Here is a 21,201-nt window from a genome sequence, read left to right on the forward strand (position 1 = left end):
GGGTCAGGGTTTCGCAGCCGAAGCCTTTCAGGTCTTGCGTGGAAAACTGCACGCAGAGACTTTTCAGCGCCGAGTCACGTTCGAAATCCCACGGCGCGCGACGACGCACGCCACGGCGTTTTTCCGCCGGCAGGTCTTTCGGCCAGTCATCCGGGATCAGCAGTTCCACCGGGTTGACCCGCTCCAGTTCCGCCAGCAGGTTCTCCCAGCCCTTGATCTCAAGCACGGTGAAGTTGCCGCTGGTAATGTCCAGCACCGCCAGACCGAACAGACGCTCGTCGCCCAGTACTGCCGCAATCAGGTTGTCACGGCGCTCATCGAGCAGCGCTTCGTCACTGACAGTACCCGGAGTGATGATGCGCACCACCTGACGTTCTACAGGCCCCTTGCTGGTAGCCGGATCGCCGACCTGTTCGCAGATCACCACCGACTCGCCGAGCTTGACCAGTTTCGCCAGATAGCCTTCCGCCGCGTGGTAAGGAATCCCGCACATCGGAATCGCCTGCCCCGCCGACTGACCGCGCGCTGTCAGGGTAATGTCGAGCAACTTGGCCGCCTTCTTCGCGTCTTCATAGAAGATCTCGTAGAAGTCGCCCATGCGATAGAACATCAGCTGATCCGGGTGCTGGTTCTTCAGGCGCCAGTACTGCTGCATCATCGGGGTGTGGGAGGACAGGTCGGAGACGGCTTTATTCATCGGATTGTCAGGTAACTCGTTAAATGATGTAGGGCAAAAGCGAGGCCAACAGCCGGGCTTTTCCGCGATGGGCGCAAGGTTACCATGGGCAGTCGGCTCGACGCAGGCGTGACGGCTCGCTGACACTTTGAGTGTTTATTTGTGATTTATGCACGATTTATGCAAATCAGCATTTGTCTTCATTAAAAACTTCAAGCACTATGCGCGTTATGCAAAAACGCAACGTATCCTCCGTCTTAAGAGCACTGCTCGATCAGCACGGGATCTCCCCCACGGAGCTCCATCGTCGCACCGGCGTGCCTCAATCTACACTCTCGCGGATTCTCAGCGGGAAGATCGTCGATCCTTCGGATAAACACATTTCGAAGATCGCCGAATACTTCAATGTGAGCACCGATCAATTGCGCGGCCGCGCAGACGTCGCGACCGCGACCGGCGGTGCGCGCGAAGACGTGCATGCGGAACTCAAGGACATAAGCCTGTGGGACGACGATACCCCTGTCGATGACGACGAGGTGTCGGTGCCCTTTCTTCGCGAGGTTGAATTGGCTGCTGGATCAGGAAGATTCGTCATCGAAGAGAGCGAACGCTCCAGCCTGCGCTTCGGCAAGCGCAGCCTGCGCCATAACGGTGTGCAGTTCGATCAGGCCAAATGCGTGACGGTGCGCGGCAACAGCATGATGCCGGTGCTGCGGGATGGCGCCACTGTGGGGGTGAATGCCGGCAAGTGCGGCATCGGCGACATCATTGATGGCGACCTTTACGCGATCAACCACAACGGTCAGCTGCGGGTGAAGCAGCTCTACCGTCTGCCTACCGGTATCCGTCTGCGCAGCTTCAACCGCGATGAGCACCCGGACGAGGACTACAGCTTCCAGGATATGCAGGAAGAACAGATCGTCATCCTCGGTCACGTCTTCTGGTGGGGCATGTACGCCCGATAGGCAATCCCCTCCACAGAAAACCCGTCTCATGACGGGTTTTTTTTCGCCTGAACAAAACCCTCGAACCCTTTATTTATGCGGGCTGCATGCGCCAGTGCATTTCTCGCGCATAAATAAATGCATTCATGCATTGACTGTATATGCATCCATGCATATTCTTGCCACCAAGCCGCTCGACAAAGCGGCTGGCAACAACAGCTCTTTAGTTCCACAAGAACAGGCAGCGATGAACCGGCCTCAACGGTTCAGAGGGTTGGCAACTGACCCGGGTGTGCAGCGTAAAGCACCAGAAGCAGTTATCCGGCGGGCAGGGACCGCGGTCGGAAAAACAATTTGAATGGACTCGTACCGCGCCAGTAGCGCCGAAAAGTCAGCTTCCTTCTCGAATACAGGATTTGAAGGAAGGCGAAGGAGCGCATTACTGAAAAGCCCGGTGCATTACCGGGCTTTTTGGAATGCCTACCTGAAGAGACATCGCTTGAACCCAACACACAACACTCATCAACTAGAACCAGGAGGCGTGACATGACAACCGAGCAACAAGCATTGGCAGACATGCCAATCTGGCTGGTCATCCTCCTCGCTGTAGTGGGCGGGGTGTCCGGCGAAATGTGGCGCGCCGACAAGGAGGGCGCCCGCGGCTGGTCATTGCTGCGGCGTCTGGCCCTGCGCTCCGGCGCCTGCATGATCTGCGGCGTCTCGGCGATCATGCTGTTGTATGCCGCCGGGCTGTCGATCTGGGCCGCCGGCGCGTTCGGCTGCCTGACCGCGATGGCCGGTGCCGACGTGGCTATCGGCTTGTACGAGCGCTGGGCCGCCAAACGCATTGGCGTGTGCGAAGTTCCACCGCCGCACGATCCACAATAACCCTTCACTTTCCTGCCTCGCTGCAACTGTTGCGGCGGGGCTGCGCGTGGACAATTGAAAAGGAGGTCATGCATGCCCGCACCGATCCAGCAGCCTTCGCAGCTGTTCACTGCGATGGCGACAACCTTGCGCAACAACGCCGGCCTGAATCTGCAGGTCGGCAATCACGATGACTTCACCGCACCGGGCGTTCAGGCCTGGGCGTTGATCGACTTTGAGCGCAATGCACCGGGAGCGCGTGGCGCTGACGGGCGCATCGCCCACGTCATGACGGTATCGCTGCAAGTCATTCCGGCACTGTCCGCCAGCGCTTTCGCGGCCTGCGATCTGATTGCCGAACTGAAAAACCTGATCACCGACAACCGTTGGGGCCTGCCTGCCGACCAATGTGATCTGCCGATGGACATCGATGGACTGCCGTCATTGCTGATCCGTGCCGACCAGTCATACAAGGCGTGGACACTGACGTTCATTCAGACCCTCTACCTCGGTCCGACCCTGCTCGACGACCCGCTCGGCACACCGAAATTCGCTCGCACCTGGGAAGTCAGCGACATCGACGACCCCGACCAATACACCGCGCTGGAGGCCTGACCGATGTTCGACGCATTTCTGCGCATGCAACTGGGGCCGATCATCGAGCGGCTGGCCGAGATGGAAGCGGAGATCGATGACCTGCACCGACGCGCCGAGAGTTTCTGTCGCATCGGCGTCTGTCAGGCTGTCGATGCCGCGAGCAACACCTGCAACGTCAGCCACGGTGGACTGCTTACGCCGGCCATCAAGTTCTTCAACCCGAGCGCCGGGGCGCAAAGTGAGTCGCGGATTCCGAGCGTGGGCGAGCAGTGTCTGCTGCTCAACTACGGCAGCGGTGAAAGCGGCGCGCAAAGCGTGGCGTTGTTCGGCTTGAACAGCGATCGCTTTCCACCGACGGCAACGGTACCGACGCTGACGCGCCGGGTGCATGTCGACGGTAGCGAAAGCGGCTACGACGACGCCACGCACACCCTGCACTGGCAAAACGGTCCGGCCGCATTCAGTGGTTCTCGCGAATCACTTGCACTGAGCATCGGCCCGGCGCAACTGACGATGACGCCACAGCTGATCAGCCTGCAATTGGGCGCCGTCGGCCTGACCGTCGACGCCTCGGGCGTGCACTTCAGCGGCCCGTTGGTGGACCACCAGGGCCGCGTCATCAGCCCCTGAATCAAGAGCTTCCCATGATCGGAATCGATAGAGACTCCGGGGCCACGGTCGACGATTGGCTGCAGTTTGTGCAGCGCGCGACACGAGCCCTGACTACGCCGCTGGGCACCCGGCAAAAAAGGCCCCTTTATGGCTCGCTGATCCCCACGCTGCTGGGGCAGAACCTCGGTGACGACGTTCTGCTTCTGGCCCAGAGCCACGCGGCTCAGGCGTTCTACAACGCGCAAAACGGGATCAGCGATTTTCAGCCGAGCGTGATCGTCGCCAGCCGTCAGGGCGCCGGTTTGCTGCTGCGCTTCGCCGGCACCTGGAAAAACCGTCAACAGACATTCGAGGTCGTGACATGAGCATGTTGATCCCCGGCCAGAACCAATTGGCCGAACCGGCGCTGATCACTGTCGACGCTTTTGAAGACTTGCTCGCCGAGTTCAAGACCTTCGTCGTCGAATACGTCGGCGCCCGGGCGCCGGACAGCGCCGCAAAACTCAAGACCAGCCTCGATAACGAAAGCGAATTGCTGACCCTGGCGCTCGAGGCTTTCTGCGTGCGCCTGCAAACCCACGAACGCAAATACAACGCCCGCATCAAGCAGATGCTGGCGTGGTGGGCGACCGGCAGCAACCTCGATGCACGGCTGGCGGACATGGGCCTGGAGCGGCAGTTGCTCGATCCGGGCGACCCGGCGGCATTCCCGCCGGTACCCCCGATTTACGAAAGCGACGACGACGCCCGGCTGCGTTATTACCTGGCGCCACATGCCCCGGCAGCGGGCTCGCGAATGCAGTATCGCCGCGAGGTATTCACCCTCGGCGAGCGGCCGACAGTGAAGGTCGAATCCACCGATGCCGGTGTGCTGAATGTCACCTACACCTTCAACCCGGACGGCCTCGCTGCACAGGTCAAGGACGGCAACGGTCGCCGCACGGCGCCGGGCGAAGTGCAGGTCACGGTGCTGTCTCGAGATGGCGATGGCACCCCGTCTCAAACCTTGCTGGATGGGGTGCGACAGCACTTCGCCCGCCCTGATGTGCGACCGGAAACCGACCTGGTCACGGTCAAGGCTGCCGACATTCAGCACTACAAGATCCGTGTGGTGGCGAAGATCAATTCCGGCCCCGATTCGGGCCTGACCAAAGTCGCCGCGCAGCAACAATTGCAGGCCTACGCCGACAGTTGCCATCGCCTGGAAGGGCGGGTCGATCCGAGCTGGATCGACTACACGCTGCACAGCGCCGGCGCCGTGCAACTGCAGATTCTTGAACCGCTGGCGCCGATCGTGACCACTGCGTTTCAGGCACCGTACTGCACGGCGGTCGAGGTCGAGGTGCTGACACTATGAGTGAGCCAACGCATAGCCCGACGTTGCTGCCGGCCAACAGCTCGGCACTCGAACGCGGACTGGATCTGGGTTTCGGCGCATTGCTTGATCGCATTGCACCGCCGTTCCCTGAACTGATGAATCCGAGCCAGACGCCGGTGGATTTTCTGCCGTATCTGGCGGCGGATCGCGGTGTCGCCGAATGGAGCACCGCCGCGCCGGAAGCGGAAAAACGCCTGACCGTCGAACTGGCCTGGCCCACCGCGCGGCAGGCCGGCACTCGCAAGGCGCTGGAGAACGCGGCCAAGGGTTTGCAACTGCGTCCCGAAGTCCGCGCCTGGTACGAACAGACGCCGCCCGGCGTGCCTTACAGCTTCAGCGTGCGCGCCTTCAGCGACCAACCCTACAGTGAAGAAATCGACGCCCGTCTCGACCGACGTTTGGCCGATGCCAAGAGTGAACGGGACATTCTTTCGGTAACGGTTGGCTTGAGCGCGTTCGGCAGTCATTCCATCGCCGCTGCGACTTTCTGCGGAGAGCTGACGACGGTTTATCCGGTGTTTATCGAAGGGCTTGAAACCTCTGGCGAGGCGTTCATGGCCGCTGGCATGTACACCGTCGAAACATCCACTATTTATCCTCAGGGGGCCTGAATGGCTGACTATTACACCCTGCTCACCAACGCAGGGATTGCCTACGAAACGGCGTGCAAGGCCGCGGGCACACCGATCAAGCTGACGCAGATTTCTGTCGGTGATGGCAATGGCAAGGTCTACAACCCTGCCGCCACCGCCACGGCACTTGCACGCGAAGTCTGGCGCGGGCCGCTCAATGCCCTGTTCCAGGACGAGAAAAACCCGAGCTGGCTGCTCGCAGAAGTGACTATTCCGCCGGACGTTGGCGGCTGGTACGTGCGAGAAGCCGGGCTGTGGACCGACACCGGGGTTCTCTACGCCATCGTTAAATATCCGGAGTCGTTCAAACCGGTACTGGCGACGTCGGGCTCGGGCAAAGAGTTCTACATTCGCTCGATTTTCGAGACCAGCAATGCATCGCTGGTGACCTTGCTGATCGATGACACGGTGGTCAAGGCCACCCGTGCGTGGGTCATGAGTTATCTCGCCGAAGAACTCGGCAAACTCGATGGCAAGCAATCGGCGCGCGTCGCGGCCTCTACCAACATCGTGCTGAACGGTGCGCAACAGATCGACGGTGTGGCCGTGATTGCCGGTGACCGCGTGCTGCTGGCGAACCAGACCCTGGCCAAGGACAACGGCCTGTGGATTGTCGCCAATGGCGACTGGTTGCGGGCGACTGATGCCAATACCAGCGCCAAGGTCACGCCGGGCCTGACGGTCATGGTGGAGGAGGGGACGGCCAACGGTGATTCGCTGTGGCACCTGACCACCAACGCGCCGATCATCCTCGGCACCACCGCACTGACCTTCAAGATGCTGGCGGGGCGCACCGGGATTGCGGCGGGTACTTACAAGAGTCTGACGGTTGATGAATATGGTCGGGCGACAGCGGGGGCGAATCCGCAAACGTTGGCTGGATTTGGCATCACTGACGCCCTCGGGATCAATGGAACAGCGGTGGCCGCTCGCAAGCTTGAAACGGCGCGAAGTATTGCCATTTCCGGCGCGGCCAGCGGTAGCACTTCGTTTGACGGCTCGGCAAACGCCAGCATCTCAATAGCGTTGGCGGATTCGGGCGTTTCTGCCGGTACCTACACAAAAATTGCCGTCAATGCCAAAGGGTTGGCTACCAGCGGCGGGAACCTGATTGCATCGGATATCCCCGCTCTGGACTGGAGCAAGATCAGCTCGGGAAAACCCAACACGTTGGCGGGCTACGGAATTGTCGATAGCTATACCCAGGGCCAGACCAACAGCGTTGTCAGCTCTGCTTTCGCGAACTTCTCCGCAGCTAGCCTTCAGGTCCCAGCGTTTATCAACGGCTTCACCGACAACCATTCCTCCCGATACTGGAGAGCCAATGGCAATCTCTATGTAAGTCTCGATGTTGCACGCTGGGTCAGTAACGGTACCGATGCGTTGGTCATGTTCACGCTTCCTCCGGGCTTTCGGCCTATCAGCAGAGTGAGCGGCCCAGGCGGTTGGGCGACCAGTGGTCAGCTTGGGTTCGGTTTGTTGTCGTGGCGCGTGGAAACCACGGGCGAGGTTGTCCTGGATTACTCGATTGGATCAGCAGCGGGTGTAAGTGGCTATCGCTGCCAGTTCTGTTTCTGTGTTCAAGTGGCCTAAGGGGGCAATATGATTTTTGTCATCGATCAAACCGGGCGATTTCTCTATGCCACCGATGTCCCGGACGGGTCCGTAAACTGGACGGCAGTCCAATTGCCTCAACCTTGCTGGAATCCGCGATTCAAAGGTGAGCGGATCAGTGAAACCGGCGAATGGAAAGGTCAATGGGAGCATGACGGCGAGCCCGTACCTACCGTCGCTGACCTGTACACGACGCTTGATAACTGCGCCGACCAGGCGCGGCGGATTTTTGCAGTCGATCCACTTCGGGCGATCGAATACCAACGCGTGGCGGCCGAGGCGCAGGCATTCAAAGACGCTGGATATCCCGAAGAGGCAGTACCACGCAGCGTTGCTGCCTGGGCAATCTCGGGTCGTACGCCTCAGGAAGCCGCCGACGGTATCCTGATCGAGGCCACCAGATACGCGGAGGTTCTTTACTTGATCCGCGAAAGACGTCTGGAGGCGAAAGAACTGATCAAGGCCAGGATTGCAGGTGGTGCAATCAATGAGGCCCGACAGATCCTCGACGAAGCAGTCAAGGCGATTCAAGCGGCCGTTGCTGGCGTTGAACCTGCGCAGGGTTAAAGCTGCACGTCGTTCGTCTTTATTTCTGCAGAGCGAATGGTCCGAGGAGTGCACGGATCCATGAGCTCATCATCCAGATGGATCCTGGTACTACCTGTACCAGCCGATTCAGCCTGAACCGGCACTTCATGAAACGCCCCGCTTATCGGGGCGTTTCATTTGACGGCCATAACCTTCAACACCCGCCAAAGCTCCTCCCCACGAGGGGCTTTCCCGTTTATGGAGAAACGAAAAATGGCAACCCGCCAAACCTACACCGTGCTCGTCCCATTCCCCACCGGCGGTGGGCACTGGTCGATCGTCGGTCAAGACCTTGATCTGCTCGACGTCGAGGCCAGTGCCCTGCACAGCGCCGGTCGACTGGAACTGAAAACACCCTCCACCCAGGCCAAAAAGGCCGCTGCCAAGAAGGCTGACTAACCATGGCTGAGGTTTTGAACTTCGAGCACAACGGCATTACCGTCAATGCCACTGAATCCCCCGAGGCCATGGGTGGCCTGGGTGACAACGTTATCGGTCTGGTCGGCACCGCGCCGAAAGCCGATCCGCTGATTCCGCGTAACGCACCGTTCCGCATCAACAGCTTCACCACCCACGCGCTGCTCGATCCGACCGGCGCTGAAGAGGGCACGCTGTACCACGCGGTTTACCAGATCCTCAAAGTGGTCAAGGTGCCGGTCTACGTGGTGATCGTCGAAGCGGGCGCGACCCCGGCCGACACCGTTAACGCGGTAATCGGCGGTGTTGATCCCACCACCGGTCGCAAACTGGGTCTGGCCGCACTGGGCAGCGTCCCGGAAGACCTGACCATCATCGGCGCGCCAGGCTTCACCGGCACCAAAGCGGTGGCCAGCGAGTTTGCCTCGTTCGGCAAGCGCATCAAGGCCCGTGTGGTGCTGGATGGCAAGGACGCTTCGGTCGCTGATCAAGTGACTTACAGCCAGGAACTGGGCGGTGCCGACCTCGGTTTCGACCGTTGCCTGGTGGTGCACAACATGCCGGCGGTGTACTCGAAAGCGGCGAAGAAAAACGTCTTCCTCGCGCCGTCGAGCCTGGCGATTGCCGCACTGGCCAAGGTCAAGCAGTGGGAAAGCCCGGGCAACCAGGTGACCTACGCCGAAGACGTGTCTCGCGTTGTTGAATACAACATTCTCGACACCTCCACCGAAGGCGATCTGCTCAACCGCTACGGCGTCAGCTACTACGCCCGCACCGTGCTTGGCGGCTTCTCGCTGCTGGGCAACCGCTCGATCACCGGCAAGTTCATCAGCTACGTCGGCCTCGAAGATGCGATCAGCCGCAAGCTGGTCAAGGCCGGTCAGAAAGCCATGGCGAAGAACCTGACCAAGTCGTTCATGGATCAGGAAGTCAAGCGCATCAACGACTGGCTGCAGACCCTGGTCGCCGACGAAACCATCCCTGGCGGCAGCGTGTACCTGCACCCGGAACTCAACAGCGTCGAGAAGTACAAGAACGGCACCTGGTACGTGGTTATCGACTACGGCCGCTACGCGCCGAACGAACACATGGTTTATCAACTCAACGCCCGCGATGAAATCATCGAGCAGTTCCTGGAGGACGTTCTCTAATGTTTACCAACCGCGTAAGACAGGCCATCGCGGCCACCCTGCAAGGCCTGCCGTTGTCGGCGACCGTTGAGGAATTCACGCCACCGAAGATCGAATTCGACGTGGAAGAAATGCGTGGCGGCCGTTTCATCGTCGAAGAAATGGCCAAGGGCGGCAAAGCGCTCAACGCCAAGCTGACCCTGCAGGGCCTGGGTGCCGAAGTCATGCTTGCACTGGGCGTGAAGCTGGGCGACGACATCCTGCTGAACGTGCGTGAAGCCGGTCAGGATCAGGACGGCAACACCTGGTTCACCTACCACACCGTCGGCGGCAAGCTGAAATCCCTCGAAGAAACCGCAGTGAAAATGGGTGAAAAGCCCAAGACCAATCTGGAGCTGTCCTGCCGCACCTACAACCGCCTGGAAAACGGCGTACCGGTGATCGACATCGACGTGCGCACCCAGAAATTCGTGCTCAACGGCGTCGACATCCTTGGTGATGCGCGTCGTGCGGTGCTGATGCCGTAACCCACGATACACCACAACCCTGTAGGAGTGAGCCTGCTCGCGATGAGGTCAGCACCGGCAACATCAATGTGTCTGAAAGATCGCTATCGCGAGCAGGCTCACTCCTACAAGGGAATAGCGACACCCCCTAAAAAAGAATCACCAAGGAATTCATACATGTCGTGGATGCCACCCAAGCATGACCTGCTGTCGCCGATCACCGGCGACGACGGCGCGCAGATCGAGCAGATCCAGCTCAAGCCACTGTTCTACGCTGCGCAAAAAGAAGCGCTGGAACGCGCCGGCGATGATGAGGACGATCAGTTCTTCGAACTCGCGCTGCTCGCCACCGGCCTGTCGGTCAAGGAACTCGACCAGCTCAAACGCCCGGACTACGTGAGCATCGCCCAGTACGTGCACGAGATGTCGACCCGTCCGGCGTCGCACTTTCTGGAGCAGGTCGAGGACGCGGAGAAGTCCGATGATCCTGACCAGATCCAGCTGCTGCAACCGCTGGCCGTCACCGGCCGCACCGTGACCTCGCTGTCGCTGGAAATGCCCGCCCTGCGCGCCACCAAAGTGATGAAGAAACTGAAAACGGCCAAGGAACGCGCCGAGTTCATCACTGCCCATTGCACCGGCCTGATGATCCCCGATCTGGCCCAGCTGACCGTCCCTGACTGGACGCAATTGCAGGTGCGCATCGACGATTTTTTAAACCAGCCGGCGGCCTACTTTCGGAACGCGACATCGAAGTAATCCTCGATATCGTCCCGCTCATTTACCCGGTAAGTGAGGCGGAGATTCTGGAATGGGACGCCGAAAAGGCGTTGCGCCGCTACGACATAGCGATCACTCGCCTTGGCGTAAAACAGGAGTAGAGCGGCATGGCAGAGAGTAAAAACGCGCTCATGTACGCCGGTGAGAGCACGCGTTCCGCGAGCCGCAATATCGGCTTGACCACGGCAGCAACGAGCCCGACTGCAGCAGGCCTGGATCGGGATAAGGTCGCCGGCCTGAGGCAAGCGTTGAGCACGGCAAGTGACCGAATCGTTTCGCTGACTGCAGCGATCGATTCGCTGATCCTTACCTTGGCGACCCAACGTTCTTTGTCGAAGAGCGCGGTCAATGGTGACGGCGGATCTGCCGCGCAGAAGGCTGCAGACAAGGTAGCCGGCATCGCCCCTCCCGAGTTGCTCAAAGCCGCTGTCGCGATGGACACAGCCGCTGCGAACCTGAGCGAAGTCGCTCGACTGACTCCGGTTCAGGGCAAGGAAATGGCTCAGGCAAGCCTGGTCATGGCCAGTGCGCCGTTGGTGGCTGCCGGAGGAACCACCGGGGTTGAACTGCTCAATGCCGCGGCGTTGGGTGCCAAGGCGGGGATTGGCATCGACTTGCCCAATGCCTCGGACAAGCAGTTCGAACTGCTGAAGTTTGCCGATGACGCTGCACTTACCGCGTCAGCATTCAAGGTGCCTGCGCTACAAGTCGCCGAGATGATGGCGGCCTGGCGCACCTCGATGAAACTCACCCGTGATCAGGCCATCGATCTGGCCGATGCGGCTCACCACTTGGGCAAAATGCCCGGAGATGTAAACGCGGCAGACATCGGCTCGGTGTTGCAGCGTTCCGGCGACGCGGCGATTGCTGCGGGGTTGCAACCCGAGCAAGCCGCAGCGCTGTCAGCAGCCTTGCTGAACACCGGAACGAAAGAAGGCGAAGCTGGCGTCGCGCTGAGGAGCATTTCCACAGCCTTGAGCAAGGGAGACCAGGTCTCTGTCGCCGAGCAGGGTGCGTGGAAACAACTGGGGCTCGATCCCAAGGCCGTGTCTGCGGCGATGCGTGATCCGAACAAGGACAATGCACAAGGTGCGTTGCTGACAGTGTTGGCCGCATTGAACGCCAGACCGCCAGAACAACGCGCAGTGTTGGCCAGGACGTTGTTCTCCGATGGCGGTGATGCTGCGCAGAAACTCTCGCAAAACCTCGGTGAGGTCAATGAGACGTTCTGGCAGGTCAAGGACAAGCAGCGATACGCGACGTCGGAGCTGGGCGAGAAGGGCTCGGTAAAACAGGCTGCCCTGGCGCTTTCCGGTACTCAGCAAGGACAGCTGAATATTCTGAACGCCCGTAGTGAGCGGCTGGCTGTCGCCAAAGGCAACGCGCTGGCGCCCTCCAGCGATACGCTGGCCTCGGCCGGGGTAGACAAGCTCAGTGAGCTGACTGAAACCTATCCGAAAACCGCTGGCGTGGTGTTGACGGTGAGCGCGTTTCTCAAACCGTTGTTCGATCAAGCGCTCGATGCCATTGGCAGCGATATCAAAGGCCGGGTTGGCAAGAAAATCGTGGATAAGGGCCTGTCCGTTTTCACCGGTGCCGCCACCGGCACAGCGGGGACCGCCACTGCTGGCAGCGGTTTGAAGATTCTTGAGCAAACTTCGCGGGTGCGGGCCCCGCTTCTGGAGTCGACCGCAGCTGCCATGCGCCCTCTGTCACGCGCAATGCCCTGGCCTGTAAAAACCGCCGCTGCCCTCGCAGGCCTGGCGGCCGGGGTCGCCAGTGGTGACGAAACCCAGATCGCTAAAAGTGTCGGCGCAGCGGGCGGTGGAATGGCCGGCGCTCTTGCAGGCTCTGCCTTCGGTGCATCACTCGGAGCCGTGGGCGGCCCACCCGGCATGGCCATAGGTGGCGTTCTCGGTGGATTGCTTGGCGGGTGGCTGGGTAGTGAGGGCGGTTCCCTTCTTGGCGAAAAACTCGGCAATGCCGCACCGGACAAACTCGCAGCACCGGCTCAAGTCAGTCAGGCGCTGGCCAGCGCACAGGCGCCCACGGTGCCAGCCCCCTACGCACCCACCGTTCAGGTGTATTGCAGCGATCCGGGCAGTGTGGAAAAGATCGGTCAGTTGGTCGACTTTCACCTGAGATCTCAATTCAGCAATGAATTCATTCCACTGATGAACACCAACAGCCTCGCCACCCGCCGTGACGCAGCCCTGACCGATGGAGTCGACTGATGAAACAACAAATGGCGCTGGGCAGTTTCATCTTTGGCCTGTCGCGCAACTTCGCCTACAGCACGCTGGCGCGAAAGACCGACGGCGGCTGGAGCGAAATCCAGATCCTGACCAGCAAACCCAAGTCCAGCCAGACCGGACAAAAACCGGAAACCCTGACCATCACCGGCAAGTCGATGTACGCCGTGGCGATGGATCGGCTTGACGAATTGCGTGCGTTGCAGGCCCAGCGTATCCCGCTGCCATTGATCGACGGCATCGGTCGCAACTGGGGCCTGTGGCGAATCAACAATATTCAGGAAAACCAGAGCCAGGTCATCGATGACGGCACGGCGATGGTGGTCGATTGGGTCGTCGAACTGGCGGAGTTCAATAATGCGTAAGGTACGAAGCGTGGCCGGTGATTCGGTGAATCTGCTGCTCTACCGCGAAACCGGACGCAGTGATGACGCCGCCGAAGAAGCTCTGTGGAAACTCAACCCGACCCTGGCCGAACATGGCCCGATCCTGCCTGCGGGCGTCTGGGTCACGTTGCCGGAACTCGACGCGAAACCGGCCGCGATCAAACCGGTTACGGCGTGGGATTAAGGAGGACGCATGGCACTGGGTTTTACCCCGGCGATACACATTTACGGGGCCCATTCGGCCCTGCTCAATCAACGCCTGATCAGTTGGGAACACATCGACGCTGCCGGTTTCGAGTCCGATCAACTGACGTTGACCATCGATCTTGAAGGCCTCGAAGGGCTGCCGGATCTGGGCGGGAAAATCGGCCTGGAGGTCGGTTATCTGGAGTCGGGACTGGTCGACAAGGGCCAGTTCAAAGTGACGCGCCTGACGCCGACGCTGTTCCCGTTTCGCCTGACTCTGGTGGCCACCGCGGCGCCGTTCAGCAAGGACGATGAGACGGGTTTCAAGCAACGTCGCACGGCCAGTCATGGCCCGACCACCTTGGGTGCGCTGTTTGAAAAACTGGTATCGAGCCATGGCTTTTCACCGCGCGTCGCCCCTGAGGTGGCGATGATCAGGATCGATCACGTCGACCAGTCCAATGAAACCGACATGGGTTTTCTGACGCGGCTGGCGAAAAAGTACAACGCAGTGACCAAACCCTACAACGACGTGTACGTGCTGGCCCGTCCCGGCCAGATCAAATCGTTGTCGGGTCAGGTGCTGACGGACGTGACATTGTCGGTGACCAGCAACAACCGTCCCGGCGATCACGCATTCGTCAGCGCCACGCTGGAGGAGTCTGCCCGCGAGCAGACCAAGGGTTGCAAGACCTGTTTCTGGGATGGCGCCGCAGGTGTGTTGCGCTGGGTTGAAACGGGGCTTGCGCCGTTCAAGACCCTGCGCCAGAAACAACCCACTGAAGCCGATGCGATCGCGGTCGGCGAGGGCGAAGTGCGCAAGATGCTCCGGCAGAAGTACAAGGTGAAAATCACTTGTCCCGGCAATCCACTGCTGGCAGCCGAAGGTCTTGTGTTGCTCGACGACACCTGGCCGGACTTCATGCGCGGGCGCTGGTCGATCGAAAAAGTCACCGCCAGCGGCAATCGCGAGAACAGCTATCGCTGCGTGATCGATGCCGCGTGCCTCGATCCCAAGGCAGACGCCAAGAGCTGATTCCCCGCTTTGTCACTGCGATGAAGATCCCTGTGGGAGCGGGCTTGCCCGCGAAGAGGCCGGCCCATTCAAAAGAAGTGCCGGTTGATCCACCGCCATCGCTGGCAAGCCAGCTCCCACAGGTTTTGCAGTGTTCTGCAGACCGCTTTCACTCAACTCTGGAACATCCCCATGAAGATCACCCCGATCCTCACGCAACTGCGTGCGCAATGCCCAGGCCTTGCCAACCACATTGCGGTGGGTGTCGATCTGGCCTTGCTGCAAGGCACTGCCGATCTGCCGACACCTTCGGCCCATGTGCTGCCGCTGGCCGATGTCGCCAGCAACAGCACCGCACAGAACCTCACCACCCAACCGATCCGCGACCGTTTCGAAATCGTCCTGGCACTCGACGCCAGCGACGGCACAAAAGCGCTGGATCTGTTGCACGACCTGCGTGCCGAACTGTGGCGCGCACTGGTGGGGTTCAAGCCGGGCAGCGACTACAGCGCCATCGTTTATGACGGCGGCGAGATGGTCTCGATCAACAGCAGCCGCGCCTTTTACCGGCTGCGCTTTTTTGCCGAGTTCCAGCTGGGCCGCAATCTGCCAAGTCAGCCTGCGGAGAGTTGGCACGAACGTGAACTGGACGGTTTGTCGTCCTTTACCGGGGTCACCGTGCGGGTCGATGCGATCGACCCGGCCGACCCCAACCTGAAACACCCGGGCCCTGACGGGCGCGTGGAACTGACTTTCTCTGGAGACGTAACCCCATGAGCAATCGCATCACCGTACTGCCGGCCGCTGGCCGTGCCGTGCCTGACCCGGAAGCGGGCGATCTGCTGCCCAAGGAAGGCCGTGAAGTGCTGGACAGCGCCTGGTGGCGCCGGCGTCTGGCCGACGGCGATATCACACTCAAAACCGCAAAAGCGGCTAAACCACAGGGAGCCAAATAATGGCGATCGGATTCAGCAACATCCCCGCGGACATTCGTGTACCGCTGTTCTATGCCGAAATGGACAACTCGGCCGCCAATAGCGCGACGTCGGCCATGCGCCGTCTGATCGTCGCTCAGGTCAACGACAACATCGCCCCGACCGAAGTCGGCAAACTGGTGCTGGTCTCCAGTGTTGCGCTGGCAAAAAGCATCGGTGGTCAGGGTTCGATGCTCGCCTCGATGTACGAGACCTTCCGCAAGGCCGACCCGATCGGCGAGATCTGGTGCCTGCCGCTGCACAATGCTGAAGGCGCCATCGCCAAAGGCGTGCTGACGCTGACCGGCACCGCCACTCAGGCTGGCGTGCTCAACCTTTACGTTGCTGGTGTGCGGGTGCAGGCCACCGTGGTCAACGGTGCCACCGCCGCTCAAGCGGCCACTGCACTGGCGCAGAAAATCAACGCCACCGCCGATCTGCCGGTGAGCGCCGCGGCTGCCGAAGGTGTGGTCACCCTGAACGCCAAGTGGACTGGCGACAGCGGTAACGACATCAGCCTGCAGTTCAATCGTCTGGGCAAGAGCAACGGCGAAGAAACCCCGGCTGGCCTGACCACTGCAGTCACCGCCATGACTGGCGGCGCCGGTGTGCCGGATCAAGTGGCTGCGGTTGCCGCACTGGGCGACGAGCCGTTCGAGTTCATCGCACTGCCGTGGTCGGATCTGTCGACCCTCAACACCTGGCAAGCGGTGATGGATGACAACACCGGTCGCTGGTCCTGGGCCAAGCAACTGTTCGGTCACGTCTACAGCGCCAAGCGCGGCACCGTCGGCACCCTGGTTGCAGCAGGCCAGGCACGTAACGACCAGCACATGACCATTCAGGCGCTGGAGCCGGGCGTACCGCAACCGTTCTGGGTACAAGCTGCAGCGCTGGCTGCGCGCACCGCGGTGTTCATCTCCGCCGATGCCAGCCGTCCGACCCAAAGCGGCAGCCTGCCGGGCGTTGATCCGGCGCCGGCCAGCGAGCGTTTCACCCTGACCGAGCGTCAGTCGCTGCTCAACTACGGCATCGCGACCGCTTACTACGAAGGCGGGTACGTGCGCATCCAGCGTTCGATCACCACCTACCAGAAGAACGCTTACGGTCAGGCTGACAACTCTTACCTGGACAGCGAAACCATGCACCAGTCGGCGTTCATCGTGCGTCGTCTGCAAAGCGTGATCACCAGCAAATATGGTCGCCACAAACTGGCTTCCGACGGCACCCGTTTCGGCGCCGGTCAGCCGATCGTGACGCCAGCGACCATTCGCGGCGAGCTGATCGCGCAGTACGCCAAGCTGGAACTGGAAGGCCACGTGGAGAACGCCGAGCTGTTCGCCGAGCACCTGATCGTCGAGCGCGACGTGCAGGACCCGAGCCGCGTGAACGTGCTGTTCCCGCCGGACTACATCAACGGTCTGCGCGTGTTCGCACTGCTCAACCAATTCCGTCTGCAATACGACGACGCGGCCTGATCGCCGCGTTTGGCCGTAAGCATTCAGCCCACCTCGCGTGGGCTTTTTATTTGAAGGAGTAACACCATGGGTCAAGTGATTGCAGGCACCTGCTACGTCAAAGTCGACGGTGCACAACTGACTATCAACGGCGGCTGCGAAGCCCCGCTGATGGCCGTCAAACGCGAAACCGTCGTACCGGGTTTCTACAAGGAAACCGACGTCGCGCCGTCGTTCAAAGTGACCGCGCTGCACACCGCCGACTTCCCGCTGAAAAAGCTGATCGAAGGCACCGACATCACCGTCACCTGCGAATTCAGCAACGGCAAAGTCTACGTGCTGGCCGGTGCCTATCTGGTCGAAGAGCCGGTTTCCAAAGGCGATGACGCCACCATCGAACTGAAATTCGAAGGCATCAAGGGGACCTGGCAATGAGCGGCGCCGTGAAGCTTCAGGTTGCGATCGAAGCTCACGGCGAGCCCCTGACCGAACTCGTCCTGCGCCGTCCGACGGTGCAGGAAGTGCGGGCGATCAAGGCGCTGCCGTACAAGATCGACAAGAGCGAAGAAGTCAGCCTCGACATGGACGTGGCGGCCAAATACATCGCCGTGTGCGCCGGCATTCCACCGTCGTCGGTCAACCAGCTCGATCTGGCTGACCTCAACGCGCTGAGCTGGGCCGTTGCGAGTTTTTTCATGAGTGCGGCGTCGGAGCCATCACCGACCTGATCGCAGTCGCCTATGACCTGGCCTGGTTCTGGAAGGTTGACCCTGAACAGATGATGGCCAGGCCACTGGATGTGCTCCGCGAATCGCTGGAGCACGCGCAACGGATCAATGCGATGCAGCAGGTGCAGTGATGGCGAATACAAATTTGAGCCTGATCCCGCAGAACTTTCCCGTCACGGTCAACATGCTCGTGGTGCTCAAGGGCGCCGAGAAAATGGAGACCGAGATGAAGGGGCTGCGCGGCAAGGTCGCAGCATTCAAGAAAAGCATGGAAGACAGCGGCCTCGAGCCGCTGGACGTGGCCGGCTTCATTGCCGAAGGTGGTTTGCTCAAGCCGTTTCAGGACGGCATCAAAAAAGCCATCGAAGCGCAGGATGCGCTGGCGAAGAAAGCCAGGGCACTCAAGGGTCTCAAAGTGCCGAAGGTGGTGCAGGGGGAAACCTCGGCCAACCTGGATAAATTCAACAAGGCGCTGGATAACATCTCGCTGAAAATCGGTCAGGCGTTGTTGCCGGCGGTCAATGGAATCGTCACGGCATTGACGCCGGTGATGACTTCGATTGGTCAGTTTGTCGCCAACAATCCGTATCTGGTCGAAGGGCTGGCGGCCGCTGCCGTGGCGTTTACGGTGGTCACGGTCGGCGCGATGGGGCTGGTCGCGGTGCTGGGGATTCTGACCTCACCCATCGGTCTGATTGCCGCAGCCATTGCCGCGGCGGTCGCGCTGATCGTGATTGGCGCGCGGCTGATTACCGACAACTGGGCGTCGATCAGCGGATTCTTCAGCGAGACCTGGCAATCGGTCAGCGATGCGACCCATCGCGGTATCGACAAGGTTCAGAAAGGCTGGGACGAGATGGCAACGGGCGCGCGGCTGAAATTCGACTCGATGCAAGCCTCCGCCAAACAGAAGTGGGAAGAAATGAAGGCTGACGCCGTTGCCGGTGCCAGTCGTCTTGCAGAGGGCGCGTCCGCACGCCTGGATGCATTCGGCACGAAGATGGGCGAGCTGTGGGATTCCACCGGTGCTGTCATCAAGGATTACTGGAACGAGGCTGTCGCCGATAGCGTTGCCGGTCTGCAAGCGCTGAAGGAAAATCTGTACACCTCACCCAAGGCCAAGCTGGCCGAAGTCTGGGGCTCCGCGCAAACGGTGTTCAGCGAATTCTGGGAAAGTGCGGCAGCAAAAGCGGCAACCGGCATGGACGTATTGAAGGCCAATCTGTACACCTCACCCAAGGCCAGGCTGGCCGAGGTCTGGGGCTCCGCGCAAACGGTGTTCAACGAGTTCTGGGACAGTGCGGCAGCAAAAGCGGCAACCGGGATGGACGTATTGAAGGCCAATCTGTACACCTCACCCAAGGTGAGGATGGCCGAGGTCTGGGATTCGGCGCAAACGGTGTTCAGTGGGTTCTGGAACCGTGCAGCAGCCAACGCGACCACAGGTTGGACCACGATCAAGGCAACGTTCGACGGCTCGCTGGCAGAGAGACTTTCCGGCGTGTGGGGTTCGGCTCCGGAGGTGTTCACCGCTGTGCTGGATAACCTGAAAACGACCGCCTCGGCTGGTTGGGAGCAACTCAAGTCGACGTTTTCCTGGTCGCCGTTTGCCCTGATTCAAAGCAACTGGCAACCGCTGGGCGAGGTCTTTTCAGCGCTCTGGGACGTGTTGCGGGCGAGTGCACTGACGCTTAAAAGCGAATTCCAGAACCTGTTCAACTTCTCGCCGATGGCGCCGGCGATGGCGCAGTGGGACGGTTTGAAGGGGTACTTTTCCGGTTTGTGGGCATCGTTGACCACGGATGCACTATCGGTCGCGAACGCCTTCGGCACCCTGTTCAGTCAATCGCCGATGGAGTCGATCAAGCAAGCCTGGGAGCCGATCCTCGGCTGGTTCAGCGAACTGTGGGCAAAGCTGCAGACTGTCGTCGGACCGATCCGGGAACTGCTCAATGGCAACCTCTCCGGTGTTGTGGCAACGATCACCGGGCAATCCCCAGCGGCTGCTTCCGGCTCGTCAGCGCTGAACAGCACGTTACCGCAATCCTCTAGCGCCCTGATCCAGCAAAGTGCCGCCAACAACCGCACGCAACTCGAAGGCGGCCTGACCGTGCGTTTCGAAAATGCACCGCCGGGGCTGCGCACCGATCAACCGCAAACCAATCAACCAGGGCTGGCGCTGTCTTCGCGCATCGGCTATCGCTCGCTGTCGGCAGGAGGTTCCAATGAACTGGCGTGACCGCTTGTTGCCGGCATCGTTTCGCGGTGTCGGGTTCTGGATCGATCAGGCGAAAACTCCGGTCGGTCGCAAAGGTCAGTTGCACGAGTATCCGCAACGCGACCTGCCGTATTTCGAGGATCTCGGCCAGCAGGCCAAGACCCACGACATCACGGCGTTCATCATCGGCGCCGATTGCCTGGAGCAGCGCGACAAGTTGCTCAAGGCCTTGGAGGCGGGCAGTGGTGAACTGGTGCATCCGTGGCTCGGCCGCCTGCAAGTCAAGGTCGGCGAATGCGACATGACCCACACCCGCCAGGACGGCGGGTTGGTGACGTTCAGTCTGAAGTTCTATCCCGACCGGCCGCTGCCGTTTCCGACCGCCACGGTCAGTACGCAAAAAGTTCTGTTGGCCAAGGCTGACACTCTGTTGGGTTCTGCGGTGGCGCGCTTCGAGCAGGCGATGACGTTGATCAAGGCTGCGCGGATCGGCATTGCCAATCTGCGCAACAGCCTGACCGGGGTCTATGAGGTGATCAAGGAGCAGCTCAAACCGCTGATCGAGCAGTACAAGCAGATCACTGAACTGGTCAAGGCCGTCAAGGAATTGCCCAAGGAAGTGGCTGCGGAGTTCAAGGGCTTGCTCGGCGATATCAAGGAACTCAAGGCATTCGCGAAGGAGGGCTACCGTGGCGTGATTGCCGACGTGTCCCAACAACTCGAAGCCATCCGCAAGGCCGATGCGCCGAAGATCACCACCGGCAAGGACACCAACGCGGCGGCGCAAGCCATGGCCGATCTGGTGCAGGACACGGTGCTGGTCAAAGTGGCGCAGTGGGTGGCGTCGATGCCGGTGGCGACGAGCCCGGTGAAGTTGCCATCGATCCCGACGGTCGGCCAGCAGGCGACGACTCCGGTGACCCGCCAGGAAGTCCCGGTCAGTGATGACATGCAGGCGTTGCGTGACGCTGTGGCGGTGGCGATCAATCCGATGCTGGACAAGGCTGATCCTGCACACTTCCAGGCCATCAGCGATGTGAAAGAGGCACTGATCGCCCATTTGAAAGCCGTGGCGTCGTCGGGTGTGCGGCAAGTCAGCAAGTCGTTCCAGGAAAGTCTTCCAGCACTGGTGGTGGCTTACAAGTACCTTGGCGATGCGACGCGAGTCACGGAAATCACTCAGCGCAACGGGATCAACCATCCCGGTTTCTCACCCAACGAAGTGAAAGTCTCCGGGGAGTAAA

At 60.5% G+C, this 21,201-nt stretch carries 25 protein-coding genes and 1 pseudogene; 25 read left to right on the forward strand and 1 reads right to left on the reverse strand.

Features of this window, described 5'->3' with window-relative positions; translation table 11 throughout:
- Positions 1-697 (reverse strand): annotated as a pseudogene (locus DBR18_RS28895) (DNA mismatch repair protein MutS); the annotation flags it as partial.
- A gap of 200 nt (positions 698-897) precedes the next feature.
- Here DBR18_RS28895 and DBR18_RS07065 point away from each other — a divergent pair.
- From DBR18_RS07065 to DBR18_RS07180, 25 genes are all read left to right on the forward strand, one after another.
- Positions 898-1,641 carry an XRE family transcriptional regulator gene (locus DBR18_RS07065; RefSeq protein WP_108589818.1) on the forward strand — a complete coding sequence of 248 codons (744 nt, stop codon included), beginning with the start codon at positions 898-900 and terminating at the stop codon, positions 1,639-1,641.
- A 28-nt stretch (positions 1,642-1,669) separates the two neighbouring features.
- Positions 1,670-1,978: a hypothetical protein gene (locus DBR18_RS28080; protein ID WP_146188742.1), complete on the forward strand. Its 309-nt coding sequence runs from the start codon at positions 1,670-1,672 to the stop codon at positions 1,976-1,978.
- 188 nt (positions 1,979-2,166) lie between these two features.
- Positions 2,167-2,508, forward strand: a complete 342-nt coding sequence (locus DBR18_RS07070) for a phage holin family protein (RefSeq protein WP_108589819.1) — start codon at positions 2,167-2,169, stop codon at positions 2,506-2,508.
- Positions 2,509-2,580: 72 nt separating this feature from the next.
- The gene (locus tag DBR18_RS07075; RefSeq protein WP_108589820.1) at positions 2,581-3,102 is read left to right on the forward strand and encodes a hypothetical protein; all 522 of its coding nucleotides are present in this window, start codon (positions 2,581-2,583) and stop codon (positions 3,100-3,102) included.
- 3 nt (positions 3,103-3,105) lie between these two features.
- Positions 3,106-3,714 (forward strand): phage baseplate assembly protein V, encoded by a 609-nt coding sequence (locus DBR18_RS07080; protein WP_108589821.1) that lies wholly within the window; start codon positions 3,106-3,108, stop codon positions 3,712-3,714.
- 14 nt (positions 3,715-3,728) lie between these two features.
- Positions 3,729-4,061, forward strand: coding sequence for a phage baseplate protein (locus tag DBR18_RS07085; protein WP_003222189.1), 333 nt, complete (start codon positions 3,729-3,731; stop codon positions 4,059-4,061).
- Positions 4,058-5,053: a baseplate J/gp47 family protein gene (locus DBR18_RS07090; RefSeq protein WP_108589822.1), complete on the forward strand. Its 996-nt coding sequence runs from the start codon at positions 4,058-4,060 to the stop codon at positions 5,051-5,053. Before DBR18_RS07085 ends, DBR18_RS07090 begins: the two co-directional genes overlap by 4 nt.
- Positions 5,050-5,685: a phage tail protein I gene (locus DBR18_RS07095; RefSeq protein ID WP_108589823.1), complete on the forward strand. Its 636-nt coding sequence runs from the start codon at positions 5,050-5,052 to the stop codon at positions 5,683-5,685. The genes DBR18_RS07090 and DBR18_RS07095 overlap by 4 nt, the downstream gene beginning before the upstream one ends.
- Positions 5,686-7,299, forward strand: coding sequence for a phage tail protein (locus tag DBR18_RS28900; RefSeq protein ID WP_256588610.1), 1,614 nt, complete (start codon positions 5,686-5,688; stop codon positions 7,297-7,299).
- A 9-nt stretch (positions 7,300-7,308) separates the two neighbouring features.
- Complete coding sequence (locus DBR18_RS07105; protein WP_108589824.1) at positions 7,309-7,887, forward strand: phage tail protein; 579 nt, start codon at positions 7,309-7,311, stop codon at positions 7,885-7,887.
- A 234-nt stretch (positions 7,888-8,121) separates the two neighbouring features.
- Positions 8,122-8,307: a hypothetical protein gene (locus DBR18_RS07110; protein ID WP_108589825.1), complete on the forward strand. Its 186-nt coding sequence runs from the start codon at positions 8,122-8,124 to the stop codon at positions 8,305-8,307.
- A gap of 2 nt (positions 8,308-8,309) precedes the next feature.
- Positions 8,310-9,476, forward strand: a complete 1,167-nt coding sequence (locus tag DBR18_RS07115; protein ID WP_047291938.1) for a tail protein — start codon at positions 8,310-8,312, stop codon at positions 9,474-9,476.
- Entirely contained in the window at positions 9,476-9,982 is a 507-nt protein-coding gene (locus DBR18_RS07120; RefSeq protein ID WP_016985055.1) for a phage major tail tube protein, read from the forward strand. The genes DBR18_RS07115 and DBR18_RS07120 overlap by 1 nt, the downstream gene beginning before the upstream one ends.
- 156 nt (positions 9,983-10,138) lie before the next feature.
- Positions 10,139-10,720, forward strand: a complete 582-nt coding sequence (locus DBR18_RS07125) for a phage tail assembly protein (RefSeq protein WP_108589826.1) — start codon at positions 10,139-10,141, stop codon at positions 10,718-10,720.
- A 128-nt stretch (positions 10,721-10,848) separates the two neighbouring features.
- Positions 10,849-12,975: a phage tail tape measure protein gene (locus DBR18_RS07130; protein WP_108589827.1), complete on the forward strand. Its 2,127-nt coding sequence runs from the start codon at positions 10,849-10,851 to the stop codon at positions 12,973-12,975.
- Positions 12,975-13,358, forward strand: a complete 384-nt coding sequence (locus DBR18_RS07135; protein ID WP_108589828.1) for a phage tail protein — start codon at positions 12,975-12,977, stop codon at positions 13,356-13,358. Before DBR18_RS07130 ends, DBR18_RS07135 begins: the two co-directional genes overlap by 1 nt.
- Entirely contained in the window at positions 13,351-13,563 is a 213-nt protein-coding gene (locus DBR18_RS07140) for a tail protein X (RefSeq protein ID WP_108589829.1), read from the forward strand. The genes DBR18_RS07135 and DBR18_RS07140 overlap by 8 nt, the downstream gene beginning before the upstream one ends.
- 9 nt (positions 13,564-13,572) lie before the next feature.
- On the forward strand, positions 13,573-14,601 hold the full coding sequence (locus DBR18_RS07145) for a phage tail protein (protein WP_108589830.1): 1,029 nt from the start codon (positions 13,573-13,575) through the stop codon (positions 14,599-14,601).
- Positions 14,602-14,772: 171 nt separating this feature from the next.
- On the forward strand, positions 14,773-15,357 hold the full coding sequence (locus DBR18_RS07150; protein WP_108589843.1) for a hypothetical protein: 585 nt from the start codon (positions 14,773-14,775) through the stop codon (positions 15,355-15,357).
- The gene (locus tag DBR18_RS07155) at positions 15,354-15,536 is read left to right on the forward strand and encodes a DUF2635 domain-containing protein (RefSeq protein ID WP_041072263.1); all 183 of its coding nucleotides are present in this window, start codon (positions 15,354-15,356) and stop codon (positions 15,534-15,536) included. Before DBR18_RS07150 ends, DBR18_RS07155 begins: the two co-directional genes overlap by 4 nt.
- Positions 15,536-17,032 (forward strand): phage tail sheath subtilisin-like domain-containing protein, encoded by a 1,497-nt coding sequence (locus DBR18_RS07160; protein ID WP_108589831.1) that lies wholly within the window; start codon positions 15,536-15,538, stop codon positions 17,030-17,032. Before DBR18_RS07155 ends, DBR18_RS07160 begins: the two co-directional genes overlap by 1 nt.
- A gap of 66 nt (positions 17,033-17,098) precedes the next feature.
- Positions 17,099-17,446 (forward strand): phage tail tube protein, encoded by a 348-nt coding sequence (locus DBR18_RS07165; protein WP_007964335.1) that lies wholly within the window; start codon positions 17,099-17,101, stop codon positions 17,444-17,446.
- Positions 17,443-17,739, forward strand: coding sequence for a phage tail assembly protein (locus DBR18_RS07170; RefSeq protein ID WP_003222226.1), 297 nt, complete (start codon positions 17,443-17,445; stop codon positions 17,737-17,739). Before DBR18_RS07165 ends, DBR18_RS07170 begins: the two co-directional genes overlap by 4 nt.
- Before the next feature lie 130 nt (positions 17,740-17,869).
- A complete protein-coding gene (locus DBR18_RS07175) occupies positions 17,870-19,978 on the forward strand; it encodes a hypothetical protein (protein ID WP_108589832.1) in 2,109 nt (702 codons plus the stop codon).
- Positions 19,965-21,200 carry a DNA circularization protein gene (locus DBR18_RS07180; protein WP_108589833.1) on the forward strand — a complete coding sequence of 412 codons (1,236 nt, stop codon included), beginning with the start codon at positions 19,965-19,967 and terminating at the stop codon, positions 21,198-21,200. Before DBR18_RS07175 ends, DBR18_RS07180 begins: the two co-directional genes overlap by 14 nt.
- Position 21,201: the final 1 nt, after the last annotated feature.

The organism is Pseudomonas sp. HMWF021 (assembly GCF_003061005.1).
Lineage (GTDB): Bacteria > Pseudomonadota > Gammaproteobacteria > Pseudomonadales > Pseudomonadaceae > Aquipseudomonas.